The following is a 12,885-nucleotide window of genomic DNA, read 5'->3' as shown; positions in this document are numbered from 1 at the left end:
TTTAAAAGGCTTATATGTTTTCATAATTCAATCATAAAACAGAACCTTAATCCGTCAACCTAGGATACAGTGAAATAATGATTGATGGTTTTCACTCCTACCCTGGTTGACAGATTTAAAATCTATAGGATTATATTCATTAAAAAGGAGTTAATAATGGATAAAAAAATAAAAGTTCAAGTGCCTAGTAGTAGTGGTGAGTATTTTATTGATGTTGATTTAACGGAAAAACAAAATAATTTTTTAAATAAATTTAATCAAATAGTGGATAAAAAATTATATGATTTTTTTGACACTCTCACAGATGAAATAGCAGCTACCCCTGAATATAAAAATATTAATAAATCTGAACTCTTTCAATTATATCATGATATTCCTGGTTCTATATGGAGTGGTGCTGCTTTATCCACTTTATTACCAAGATTCTATAGTCAAAAAATAAAACCAAAAAATTAAGTTTAATTATAACAGTCTAGTAATAATATTGTTATTTATATATGATTTAAATATGGAAAATTTATATAAAAGAGTAAGTGAAATAATGGACAAAATTTATAATAATAATAGTCCAGGCAACGCAACAGCTCTTGAAGAGGAACTTGCAAAATTGCTAAAAGAAGATTTTGAAGAATGTTATAAAAAAGCATTAAGTGAAATTGAAGTCCTTGATGACTCAATGGAAGCAATACCTTCACCTGGTCAAGTAGTAGGTTACATCGAACAACTTCCAGAAGCTGAACAAGAAAAAGCCTTGGCCATTGTTAATGATTGGTTTGATAATTTAGATGATTAATTTTATCTAAACATTTTAACTTGCTCTGAAATAGCTTTGTAATCATCATCTGTATCACATACAGGATTTTTCATCATTTCATCACAAGCATTAGCAAAGTCTTTAAGAAAAATATCTTTTTCTTCATCAGTTTTTAAGCTTTGATAAATGCCTGATGGCAAATCATCAGTATCATAAATCATTTGAAGAATTGTATCTACTTTGTCTCTAGCATCGCCATCAAAAGTACCCTCGGAAACTAGATCTTCATATTTCTTGTATAATTGATCAAATTTATTCACGATTTAAAGTGTATCAGGTTCGTTGTGGTCATACCAAGCTTGAACTATATTTCTCAGAGCTAAACCTACATAGTTATCTAATTTCTCATCCTCAGCTGCTTTATCAATTTCGCTTATTTGTTCTTTTGTAAGCTCTACCGAGTCATTAACTCCATGTAGGTCCTTGATATAACTTTCTATCCAGTCAGTTGCCTCTGCTTCTAAGTGATCTTGAAGTTTACCGAGTTTTTTATATTCAAAAGCCATTTTTATTCATTTAGTTTTTTTAAAACAGCTTCGTATTCTTTTAAGAACTCTTCACCTTTATCTCCAATGTGATCAGCAAATCTACTTGGTGTCATTTCCATTTCAGGATCATCAGACCCATCATTTTTAAGATCTTCTAATGATAATTTGTATTGATTAGGAAATTTTTTCTTAAGATGCTCTACTAAATCCTCCTCAAATTCAGAAGATTCATTACCATACCTGGAGTTAAGGTCAGTTATTTTTTTATATATATCTGTCATTAATTATTATCCAAAAAAACTCTGTCCATCATAGCTCTTTCTTAATTCGTCTTCAATCTCATTTATTATTGAAATATTTTGAATAATCTTAAATTCCTTATTTTTTTTATCTTCAGTAGCATTGGCGGGTGGGCTAAATTTTTTTATAAAAGGTTTTTCAAAAAATTTTTGGAATTTTTTTTTATTTTCTTCATGTGAAGAATTTTTTGAAACAAAATTTTTGAAATTCTCAAATTTAAAGTAAAAGAACTCGAAATCATTAAATATATTATCTTCTCCTCTATTTTTTAAATGATCATCCCAAAAATAATTAGCAACCCTGAATCTGTTAGGAGAATGATTATTTCCGTCGTTTGCAATAATTTGTAAATACTTTTTTGAGAAGCTTGAATTAATGCTCAAAATATCTTCAATTATATCTTTATATATGTTTGATTTTTTTAAATCTTTCTTGCCATAATTTATAATAATTTTATTTTTAAAAAATTCTAATTTTTCTAATCTGTCTTGATCTATAAATGGAGCTTTACCATTTATTACCTCAAAATTTATACGTTGAAATCTTGTTGTGTCAGTTTTTAAATGTTTTTCCCATCTTTCCAAAACAGTTTTTTTTCCACAATAACTTCCTACATATATGAGAGATGTTTTAAAAAACATAAAATATACACCCCAACTTTCAAGGCTTGTTCTAGGAATGTCGCTCGATCCTTGAAATATTGATTTATTTTTTTTTTTTCTTATTTTTAGATTAAGATATTTGAGTTTTGAATTATGGATTTTTTCTGCTTTAAAAATATCTTTTGCATAAATGTGAGATTTTATAATATTTGGACTCATTTTAAATTTTTTACTTAGAAAGCAATTGCTTCAATTTGTTTGTATCTTGTTTAATAATATTTAATTCTTCATCATAATTTATTAATCCTTGTTTAAGTGCCAAATTTCCTAAATAAACAGTAACACCAATGGGAGTTATATTTTCAATTAGATAATCGTTATCATCTTTATTTAATTCATAGCTTATATCATAAAGTCTCTCACTTTTTTCTCTCCACGTATTAATAGCAAAATTTTCTGGATATAAATGTTGTTTAAAATTATCACCAATTCTAAAATCCATTGGAATAAATATCATAAAAGTTCCACATTTTTCATCATAGTGCTCAAGTTTTTTTCCTTCCTTAGGATTGCCACCTTCCCAGCCATTATGACTTTCAAAAGTAATTTTAATTTCTGGATAAATGGAAAAATTCTTGCCAACATCATTTAAAGAAATATTCTTAACTTTTGTATAATTTAACGATTTTCTAAATACTGTTTCTAATAATTTTGATAGTTCTTCAAATTCTTTAGCAAAATTTAAATCTTCAATATATATTTCACTCATTGAGTTATTATTTTTATTTAAAATTATTCATAGAATTTCTCATTTTCTAAATCCTCAGCAGCAATTCTTAATGCATCCTCAGTGATACCACAGATTTTTTTTAATAATTTATCTTCTTTGTAGAATTCTAAATTCTTATCTTTTAACAAAGCTGTTAAGAAACCAAGATGAGGTTCAGGGATTAATTTATTATCTCTAATCTTTATTACATCATGTTCAGTTAGATTATTTATTATAGCAAATTTCCTCATATCTTCACTTAATTGTAATCTTAGCTTATTTTTGAGATCATATTTAGTCATTAGTTTATTATAATATATGCAAATATCTACTGTGGTTCACCATTTCTAAATCATTAAAGTTTGCAATAGTTATTAATCTATCTCCTTGATCTAGTTTTATTTTATCAGTTTGTTTAGGGTTAATAGATATATTTTTAATTTTTCTTTTTTGATTTTCATCAAAATCATAATCAATAATTCCAATTAAAGTCTCATTTTTATTTTGAAAGTGTTTTTCTAATTCACAGAAAGTAGCAGTTAGTTCTTTATCAACCAATGTATGAGCTTTAATAGTATGAGCCCTACTAAATAAAAGATCAATTAATCTAGTATTTTTAATATCAAAGGTACCCGCTGCAATATATTTACTGATAATAGAGTTCATCTCAATTACATCATTACCAATATATGGACTGAAATATTTTGACTTATAATCTTCTAAGATTTTTTTACTTCGATAACCATTAATCTCAGTAATCATTGAGTGATCAGCCATTTTACCATCGCTAAGTCTTAAATTAGAAAAGCCTACGAAATTATTGATCATGACATGATCTTCAGTAGGGTTTTCTCTAAATTTTTGAATTTGTTGATTGGTTTCATTAAAGAAAATATAGCAATTATCATTTTCGTATTCAGATACAGTTCCAAGGCCCATGTCTTTTGTTTGTTCATTTAAATCTTTTTCTTCAAAAGAAACATTGTTCTTTAAATCATTGATCATTGTTTGTCTGTTAGCTTGAATTAAATTAAATTGATCATTTACTAGTTTTTGATCTTTTAAGATTTGATCTTTTTTAATTTCAATAAATTCTATTTTTTTAGTTTTATGCTTTTTGATGATTAAATAAATTTCATCATTGTCATCGATTAATTTTGCAACATATTGCTTAAATTGATTTTGAAGATTAGGTTTAAATTTATACCTTAATTCACTTTCTGACTTATTTTTTAAATTATCAATTTCTGATTTTGAAACTGCATTTAATATATAGTCACCAGCGTTAATTGATGACTTTAGGCTAGAGTTTTTGTTAATAGCATAAACTTGTAAATCAAATTTATTTTTCTCACCTATATTAACTGTATGAAAAATTAATCCTAATAAAGAATGATTTTTTTGATCTTTATTTATTTCATAGTCAGGTGATGTTGGTAAAAATTTTTTATCAGATAAATTATTTTCAATTTTATCTCTATAAACTTTTATGCCTTTTAAATTATTGTAATAATTACTTGCAATAATTGATCTTAATAGTTCAATTAAGTAAATATTATCCTCTTCTTTGCTATAATCAAACATAGCAATGTTGATGTCTTTGTTATCCTCTTTAAAGTTGGCATTTATATCTGCAACTTCTTTGGTTTGATTTTCAATATTGTTTAATTCCTGTAGAATTTGATCTTCATTTTTAGCAATACAAATAAGACCAAAGTTATCAGATAGTGGAAAATCTTTAGGACTATTTATAAATATCTTATTCCAAGTAATATTATGTTTTTGGTCGTTTAGATAAAAACCTATGACAATAATATTGTCACAAAGAGCATTAAAATCTTTAATCGTTTTACCGATATTCTTTTTTAAAATATCTGAATATTTTTGATCATTAGGATTTACAAAGTAAATCTCAGACCCTTCATAACCAAATAAATTGTCATAGATCTCCGATAAATCTGGAGTATTGGTACACTGTGAAAGTAAGGTATTTTTTAAATTAGCAGAGCTGATGATATCAGGATCCTGCCAAGAGAAACCTTTATTATTCATTTGTTTAACAATTAAATCTCGACAAAAATCTAAATATAAAAAACCCCTCATTTCATCATGAAATTCAGCAAGAACTTTGCATGGATTTTTTTGCCAAGCATCACTTCCAAGTAAAGAGGCGAAGCTTTTACCTACTTCCACATCACAGTCGAGTTCAGTTTTAAAAGTTTCACTTACATCGGGTTTTAAAATAATTAATTGTTTTGCTTTTTCTAAATTTATTCTCTCTTGTAAACTTTTTTGCCAAGCGTAACCTTTTCGTGCAACAATAGTAATATTTTTTGGAACTTTAATCACATTGTTAATTTTTTCTAAAACCGTTAATGGCTCTTCATTACTTACAATTACAAAGGATTTTTTTTCTTTTATATAAGCATTGCAAAGTTCAGAAATTAAAGGAATGAGCCTTCTGCTAAAATTAAAAAAGATAATGTGATTTTCTTCCTCAATTTTAGTTTTACCTGTTCTTAAAGACTCGATTTTATTAGAAATAAAATTTGTAATTATTCCAATTAACGCTGAAAAAATTAAAATACCAAATATTGTTACATTAAATTTAAAGAAAAAATCAAAGAAATTATTTTTATCTACATCTAAACCAAAGATGGCATTTTGATCAAAAAATAAATTAAACGCTTGCCAAACTGTAGCTGTAAAAAAGTTATCATCTCCAAGTAGTCCTATTTTTTGTAATGCAAAAAAAAGTGTAGAAAATAATAAAATTCCAACAACGCTAATACCGATTAAAAATAAAACTAGATTAAACAAATTTTGTTCAAATGCTTTATTGAATCTGTATTTTAAAAATTTCCACATATTTAATTTAAACTTTCTTCCTTTATTTTCTTAAAGTTTTTAACCAAATGAATCAAAGTATCGTATGCTTCATCTTTTTCTATATCTTTGATGATTTTAGCTTTTGCTTCATCAATTAAATTATTTTTTTTAAATTCTAAATTGTATCTTTTTTTCAATCTTGTCATTACTATTTTTGAAATCAGTACTAACTCAGCACACAAATCAATATCTTTATCTATTTTTTCTTTATCATATTGTTCTAATATAAAAGCCACCACCTCCATGGCCTTAATTTCTAATCGCTTATTATTATCTATTTGCATTCGAAATCTCCTCTCTATATTTACAAGTTCCACATGAAGAACTTGATGGAGGAACATCATTTGCATAAAGGATATCTTGGATTTTAGTGATATATTTTAATAGAGATTGATCATCTCTTTTGATTTCAAACCATTTGGTGTTAAAAACCATGTTGCAATCAGTACTTTTAGCATCTTTGATGCTGCTTGGTTCAAAACAAAATATTCCAAGTTTTTTAACTGGTTCTAATTTTAAACTTCCAGATTTTGGATTTTCCATCATCAAAGCATAACTCTGTAGCTGAGTTGCATAGGTATCAATTTTTTTTTCGTTGATATTTGTTGTTTTAAAATCAACTATAGTAAAGCTATTTTTATGTTTGATATAAGCATCAATTTTTCCACCCATAGTAAATGGTCTTTCCTTTAAATCGTAAAGAACATCAGATTTTAACATTTTATTATGATCTGTAAAAATAACACCATCCTCAAGTTCTTCTGAAATAATTTTACTAGATTTATTGTGGTAATAATGTTTGTGAACTAAATCAATCTTGGAAAATATTGCAGGAAAAGCTGTTTTTAATTCAAGCTTATTTACTTTTCTATCGTAAAAACATTTCTGACATCCTTCAAATCCAAATGCAAATTCACTAGGTGAAAAGTTGAAATAATCTTGTTTCAATTTAAAATTTCTTTCCAAATTAAATAGTTTTTTCTTCTCTTCATTATAAGCATTTTTGACGATTTGATAATCATTATACATTCAGTTTTTCCTTTATTAATTGTTTATACGTAAACAGAATTACACAGAATTGAAATCTGTCAACCTCATGAAGCGTGAAATAATTTTTAATTATTTTCACTAAAAAAAATTCAAAAAAATATTTTTAATTTCTAAGTGAAAAATAAATTTAAAAATTTCACTCCCTACCCTGGTTGACGCATTCAGAATCTGTGGAATAGTAATTTTTAAAAAGGAGAAAAATGAAAAAAAAAATATGTTTAATCTTAATTGTTTGCTTTTCTTTTTTAATAAACAATATGGTTACTGCTGAAGAAAAATGCAAACAAAAAAATAAAGAAAATAAAATTATCACTTTTGTTAAAAAAGAAATTTGTAAAACAAAAAAATTTCAAAAAGAACAATGGCAAAGTGCATATAACAAATCACAAGAAACTATTGAAGTTGCCAAAAACACAGTAACGAAAACCAAATTAAAAGGTTTCTTTCATTTATTTCCACTAGGAGAGGAAGTGAAAAATGATGTTCAGTAAAATATCTATTTTAATACTGCTAAGCTTACTATTAAATCAATGTAGTACTTATACGGTTAAGAATGATATGTCCAAGAAGGGAGAATTAACTAAAACTCCTAAATGGTATATAAAATTTGATCGTGAAGATAAGTCTTGGATGTATGAGACAGCTTCAAGTGTCTCACCCGATCTTGAGCTTGCTATTAAAAAATCTACTCTTTTAGCAAAAGCAAAGTTAGCTGATCGAATAAACGGTAAGATGAATAGTAAATCACTCATTATTAAAAATGAGGAAGGGCTAAATGAAAATCTATCTATTGACGCTAATGCTCAGGATGAAATTAAAAATGTAATTAAAGATACCTTAGTTCGTTATTACATCGTTGATAAAGTTGATGTATTTTTTACTCACTATAAATCCTACAGAGCCTATGTGAGGTTAAAAGTTTCAAAAGATCACGTTGAAGCTGTTTTACAAGAAATAAAAGCTGACAAGAAACTGGTCCAAAAACCAAAAGCTAATAAGCTAAAAACAAAGATTAATGAGGTTTTAAACAATGATTAAAAATCTCATAATCATAGTCTTATTTGTTCTGTTGTATTTCTCAAATAGTTCGAAAAGTTTATCAAAAGAACAAAATCAATACTGCAATATTGAAACAACATTAATCAAAACTGTTAATGAAAATGGCGAGTTAATAAAAGAAGAAACTGAAGAAAAAGTTGTTTGCAATGATGGTGTTAAAAATATTTTAAAAGAAGCTGGCATTGCAGATAGTTGTAACTTTTTTACTTATCAAATTCCTTTAGGTGGAAAACTAGTCGAGAGAAGATCTTTAGCTTGTCACAAATTAGATGGGGGTTACGAAATTGTTCCGGGTTATTCTGGCGTTAATTAGTTTAATATTCATTACTCAATGTGGTGTACCCACAAAAAAAGTTAGTCATCATAAAGTCCTTTTAAAGAAAGACTTCATGCTACCCCCTCAATACAAAAGCACTGAAGCTCAATATCAATTCATGCGTTGGGGTTATAATGAGATGCAGTATCTAGATTTTAGATTTTGGAACCTAACTGGATTTAATCGAAAAGAAAAAAAACAACATAAAGATGCTGTTTACTATGCACTCAACAATGCAGAAGATTTTGAAATTGTTAGTTGGTACAGCACATCTAGAGAGGCATCGGGTAAGATAAGAGTAATCTTCACTCACCCTATTAGTTCAGGCTACTGTCGAGACTATCAGGTTCAATTACAGATTAAAAAAAGAATAAGAAGTAAAACGCTTACAGCTTGCAAACGTGTTGGTAGTTTAGATTGGGGCTTTCATTACTACGAGCTACCTGAGGATAAAAAATTTTTTAATTAATGAATAGATTTAAAAAAATTTTAGCTACATCTATTTTTTCACTTTCATTATCAGCCTGTGGGGGTGGTGGTGGAGGTGGATCTGCTGTAAATGTTATTTCAAATTTTATTGAACAAGATCTAACAAATTTAAATGGAAGTGAATTAATAATTTCTGATTACACAAACTTAATTAGTAATTTTCAAAATATTATTTCTAACGGTGAGTACTCATCTTTATCAGCAGTGATTACAGGTCCAAACTCTGAAGATATTAAGAAAGCAAATGATCTTTTAAGTATATTAAATCAAACTGAGCAACTTTGGTTACAAACTGAAGATTTAATAAATCAACAAAGTGATAATGAAAAATATAATATCTATAACTCTAAATCATATAAAGAAGCCTATGCTGCTTATCTTTATTTAATCAATGATGTAGAACCAATTATAGAAAAAGTTTCAAAAGGTAAAAGTGTTACCCTTGCAGATTATAATAAAGTTGCCCAAAAGGAAAAAGCAGATGAAATAATTAAAACAGAAAAGCTTTTAAATGCTGAACAAGTTGTTTCAAATAAAGTAATTAAAGAAACATTAATTATTGAAGAAAATAGACAAGAAACTAGAGAATATTCGAGTGATCCTGAAATTTCTTACACAAGTTGGTCTCCAATTTACAAAGGAGGTGGTCAAGAAAATAGAACAAAAAGCATTAAAATTAAAAATTTTAAAGAAACAACTAATTTTAAATGCTCCTTCAAAAGAATAAATTATTTAAATGGAAATACAGTCGATGAAGAGCCAGTATGTAAGAAAATCAATTCTGATATATCTGAATTAAAACCTATTATTACTGAAGAGATAGAAAAAAAAGAAGGTGATAATCCAATAGTAAAAACTGTCAGTTTGGAGCCTTTAATTGATAAAACAATTGAAGAAAGTGAAACATATACAGAGACTACATTTAAAGATTCTCTTGAACTAATAGAAGAAATCACTGAAGGATCAGGAATAACTAAAACAATTTCAAGAGACACTACCTTTAGAAAAAATTTAAAAGATAATAAAGCTATTGTTACAATTAAGCGATTTATAGACACCATAACTACAATTCCAGTTACAAAAAAAATATTCAAAACAAGACATTACACTGATTTTATCAAGAAAAGAGAAAGACAAGTATTAGTAGAAATAAAAAGAGAGAAAAATTTTTACAAAGATGGTTCTAATGAAATAATTGAGAAAGATAAAGAAACTACTTATGGGGATTGGATAGAAAAAATTTTAAAAACTGAAAATAGATCAGAAAATATTCTAGTAGACTCACAAACATCAGAAAAAATTTCTACAGTTACTAATCAAGGAACTATTATCTCCGAACAGCTCGTATCTAATGAATATACTGGTAATGACATCAATTTAGGTCAAAAAACAGTTGGTTTAAGTTCCAATATTGTTGATCATAAAACTTATGAATATAAATCTAATCGAGGATTAGATATCATTAATGCTGCCTCTGCTTATTCAAGAGGTTGGACTGGTAAAGGAGCTGTGCTTGGCGTAATAGACACCTATCAAGATATCAATCATAAAGAATTTGGGGATAAATACCTATATTTCAAAAATTATGATCTCTATAGAGATACTTTAAAAATTACACAAGGTCATGGTTCTCATGTAGCTGGCATAATAGCAGCTAATAAAGATGGGGATGCATTTGACGATGAGGGTAAACTCATTACAGGTGTATACAACGGTGATCAACTTTTAAGGAATAATAATGTTCACGGTGTTGCATATGATGCAAAATTGGTTGGAGCAAATGTAGATCGATTCAGCAATGGATTAATAAGCAAAGGCCAAGCTCAGAACGCGTTAAAAGATTTTGCAAAATTAAAATCTCCAAAATCTGAAGGTGGTGAGGAGCTTAATATTGTTGCAGTCAATATGAGTTTTAACTCTCCTCAACTATTCTTAGATAGAGAGGGAAAAACAACAACAAAATTAAGTGATGGAACATTTAAAGCTGAAGAGCTTGTTTCTAAAATGAGATTTGATGGTCAATACATCAATGATACTGGAAGTTCTAAATATTACAAAACTGCAACTGATAACGACATTATTTTAGTAAATTCAGCTGGTAATTATGGATTTGAGCATGCTGGAGATCCGGGAATTTGGGCCACTGAAGTAGATGACAATGGCAAACTTATTTTAGGTGGAAAAATGGTAATTGTTGGAGATTGGAATGGTGTTGGGGTTTCTGGAAACAAAGCTGGTCATGTCTGTTTAGATATCAATACTTCAGATAACACTTGTAATGATAAACATAGGATATCAGATTTTTATATATTGGCGCCTGGTACAAACATCTACAGTAGTATCACCAACAACGAATATGTTTCATTAAGTGGAACATCAATGTCGGCTCCGCATGTAACAGGAGCTTTTGGAGTTTTAAATCAAATGTGGCCATATATGAAAGGTGACAATCTAGTTAAACTAGTAATGAATACGGCAAACAAAAATTTACCAAATTATAATATAAATATTCATGGGCAAGGCTTACTAGATTTAGATGAGGCAACAAATCCTCAAGGAGCCTTAGGTATACCAACAACAGGTAGAGTGGATCATCCAACTATAAATCTACAAAACACTTACTTTTCAACAGGAACTGCATTGCCTTCAAATCTAGATAATTTAAAAATTATGGTTTTGGATGACTATGATAGAAATTACTATTTAGAAATTGGCAGTTCTTTTACCATTCAAGATAAAAGGAAATATTCTGATATTGAAATGATTTCAGAAAAAAATAATTATTTTTTACCTTTAAATCAAATGTATGGATCATTTTCTCAAGGAGGACAATATTCTTTAGATCAAAATTATAATTTAGGTTTTTATACAAATGAAAATGGAAATGGAGACTACTCTTTAAATGTTGGAAAAGATTTTTTTCCAAGAGATAATATCAAAATAAAAACTTCTATTTCTCATTTAAGTGAACAAAATACCTGGCTTGGAAATAGTTCTAATGGAGCTTTAGGTGTTGGTAAAAATAATATTAGTAATTCAGGAAATGTAGGTTTTGATTATCTATTGGGAAATAACATTGTAAGTTTTGATTACTCATTGGGTAAAACAAAAATAAATACAAAATCTAATAGTTTAATTAAATCTTTTTCTGATCTTAATACAAACTCATACCGGTTAGCTTATAAAATTAATAAAGATAAAAATAATTCCTATGGTTGGTCATTTTCTGTGCCTAATTATATACAATCAGGAGAAATGAATTTAGAATTAGCTGAAAGTGTTAATCTTGATGGTTCTATAAATTATAAAAATTTAACAAGTGACTTATCATCAAATACTCTAGAAAAGAATTTTGGATTTTTTTATAATAAAAAAGGTGAAGAATTATTTGATCCAAGTTTTAATTTCACAGCTGAATATAGGCAAGATATATCAGGACAAAGGGATAATGATGGATTAAATGTTAACTTATCTTTTACTAAAAAAGTAAACTTTGCTTGTAAACTTTTGTGGTTTAAAAATCCTAAATGTTTTGATGAGAATGGAAAACTTAAAAATATTAATGTTAAAAAAAATCCAGTTGAAAAATACGGACTTGTTTACAATTTAAAAACAGACAAATTTGAACCAATAAATTCTGATAAAAAGTGAAAAAATTAATTATTTTTGCTTTTTTATTCTTAGTCGGTTGTTCATCAAATAACCTTGGTTATCCTGACAAAGAAGTAGTTAAAGTTCAATCAAGTGTTAGTCCAACAATTGGTAAACTTGCAGGCGAAACTTCAGCTGGATTATTATTTTTAGCCTTCGACATATATGGATACGTAAATTTTAACCTTAATAAAAAAGAGATTAATCTGCATACAGATGCAACCTATCTGGCCCTAAATTATGGAAAAAATGGTGAATTTTTTTCATGGCATAGCAACGAAAGAATGTCTTCAGGCAAAACAAAGGTGATAGCAAGTTATTATAGAGATGAAAATTATTGTAGAATAATCCAATCTCTTATTAATTTAAATGGAGCATCCAAACATAAAACTTATAATTTATGTTTAGTTAACAAGCGGTGGATAATAAATTAAATATATTTTTTAGCATTATAATGG

17 protein-coding genes are annotated in these 12,885 nt (G+C 27.5%); 8 read left to right on the top strand and 9 right to left on the bottom strand.

Annotated elements, in window-relative coordinates:
• The first annotated feature begins 156 nt into the window (after positions 1–156).
• A complete protein-coding gene (locus ACTTBM_RS01820; protein WP_440634479.1) occupies positions 157–456 on the top strand; it encodes a hypothetical protein in 300 nt (99 codons plus the stop codon).
• Between the two features lie 52 nt (positions 457–508).
• The gene (locus tag ACTTBM_RS01815) at positions 509–793 is read left to right on the top strand and encodes a hypothetical protein (protein ID WP_440634478.1); all 285 of its coding nucleotides are present in this window, start codon (positions 509–511) and stop codon (positions 791–793) included.
• A gap of 2 nt (positions 794–795) precedes the next feature.
• Here ACTTBM_RS01815 and ACTTBM_RS01810 read toward each other — a convergent pair whose 3' ends face one another.
• From ACTTBM_RS01810 to ACTTBM_RS01770, 9 genes are read right to left on the bottom strand one after another with little or no spacing between them, the layout of a single operon-like run.
• Positions 796–1,074: a hypothetical protein gene (locus tag ACTTBM_RS01810; RefSeq protein WP_440634477.1), complete on the bottom strand. Its 279-nt coding sequence runs from the start codon at positions 1,072–1,074 to the stop codon at positions 796–798.
• A 3-nt stretch (positions 1,075–1,077) separates the two neighbouring features.
• Positions 1,078–1,320, bottom strand: a complete 243-nt coding sequence (locus ACTTBM_RS01805; protein WP_440634476.1) for a hypothetical protein — start codon at positions 1,318–1,320, stop codon at positions 1,078–1,080.
• A 2-nt stretch (positions 1,321–1,322) separates the two neighbouring features.
• Positions 1,323–1,583 (bottom strand): hypothetical protein, encoded by a 261-nt coding sequence (locus ACTTBM_RS01800; protein ID WP_440634475.1) that lies wholly within the window; start codon positions 1,581–1,583, stop codon positions 1,323–1,325.
• A 6-nt stretch (positions 1,584–1,589) separates the two neighbouring features.
• Positions 1,590–2,423, bottom strand: a complete 834-nt coding sequence (locus tag ACTTBM_RS01795) for a hypothetical protein (RefSeq protein ID WP_440634474.1) — start codon at positions 2,421–2,423, stop codon at positions 1,590–1,592.
• 10 nt (positions 2,424–2,433) lie between these two features.
• Positions 2,434–2,973 (bottom strand): hypothetical protein, encoded by a 540-nt coding sequence (locus tag ACTTBM_RS01790; protein WP_440634473.1) that lies wholly within the window; start codon positions 2,971–2,973, stop codon positions 2,434–2,436.
• Positions 2,974–2,996: 23 nt separating this feature from the next.
• Entirely contained in the window at positions 2,997–3,275 is a 279-nt protein-coding gene (locus tag ACTTBM_RS01785) for a hypothetical protein (RefSeq protein WP_440634472.1), read from the bottom strand.
• 7 nt (positions 3,276–3,282) lie between these two features.
• Positions 3,283–5,841: a hypothetical protein gene (locus ACTTBM_RS01780; protein WP_440634471.1), complete on the bottom strand. Its 2,559-nt coding sequence runs from the start codon at positions 5,839–5,841 to the stop codon at positions 3,283–3,285.
• 2 nt (positions 5,842–5,843) lie between these two features.
• A complete protein-coding gene (locus ACTTBM_RS01775; protein ID WP_440634470.1) occupies positions 5,844–6,146 on the bottom strand; it encodes a hypothetical protein in 303 nt (100 codons plus the stop codon).
• Entirely contained in the window at positions 6,133–6,891 is a 759-nt protein-coding gene (locus ACTTBM_RS01770; RefSeq protein ID WP_440634469.1) for a PD-(D/E)XK nuclease family protein, read from the bottom strand. The genes ACTTBM_RS01775 and ACTTBM_RS01770 overlap by 14 nt, the downstream gene beginning before the upstream one ends.
• A gap of 221 nt (positions 6,892–7,112) precedes the next feature.
• Between ACTTBM_RS01770 and ACTTBM_RS01765 the strand changes: the two genes are divergently transcribed.
• The 6 genes from ACTTBM_RS01765 to ACTTBM_RS01740 all read left to right on the top strand — a co-directional run bounded on the left by ACTTBM_RS01765 (position 7,113) and on the right by ACTTBM_RS01740 (position 12,861).
• Positions 7,113–7,403: a hypothetical protein gene (locus ACTTBM_RS01765; RefSeq protein WP_440634467.1), complete on the top strand. Its 291-nt coding sequence runs from the start codon at positions 7,113–7,115 to the stop codon at positions 7,401–7,403.
• Positions 7,404–7,470: 67 nt separating this feature from the next.
• Entirely contained in the window at positions 7,471–7,950 is a 480-nt protein-coding gene (locus ACTTBM_RS01760) for a hypothetical protein (protein WP_440634466.1), read from the top strand.
• Positions 7,943–8,284 (top strand): hypothetical protein, encoded by a 342-nt coding sequence (locus ACTTBM_RS01755; protein WP_440634465.1) that lies wholly within the window; start codon positions 7,943–7,945, stop codon positions 8,282–8,284. The genes ACTTBM_RS01760 and ACTTBM_RS01755 overlap by 8 nt, the downstream gene beginning before the upstream one ends.
• A gap of 76 nt (positions 8,285–8,360) precedes the next feature.
• Positions 8,361–8,756 carry a hypothetical protein gene (locus tag ACTTBM_RS01750; protein WP_440634464.1) on the top strand — a complete coding sequence of 132 codons (396 nt, stop codon included), beginning with the start codon at positions 8,361–8,363 and terminating at the stop codon, positions 8,754–8,756.
• Positions 8,756–12,427 (top strand): S8 family peptidase, encoded by a 3,672-nt coding sequence (locus tag ACTTBM_RS01745; RefSeq protein ID WP_440634463.1) that lies wholly within the window; start codon positions 8,756–8,758, stop codon positions 12,425–12,427. Before ACTTBM_RS01750 ends, ACTTBM_RS01745 begins: the two co-directional genes overlap by 1 nt.
• On the top strand, positions 12,424–12,861 hold the full coding sequence (locus ACTTBM_RS01740; protein ID WP_440634462.1) for a hypothetical protein: 438 nt from the start codon (positions 12,424–12,426) through the stop codon (positions 12,859–12,861). Before ACTTBM_RS01745 ends, ACTTBM_RS01740 begins: the two co-directional genes overlap by 4 nt.
• The last annotated feature ends 24 nt before the right edge of the window (positions 12,862–12,885 follow it).

The sequence above is a fragment of the Candidatus Pelagibacter sp. HIMB1746 genome (assembly GCF_052047555.1).
Classification (GTDB): Bacteria; Pseudomonadota; Alphaproteobacteria; order Pelagibacterales; family Pelagibacteraceae; genus Pelagibacter.
This window is presented reverse-complemented; position numbering and strand designations above follow the sequence as displayed.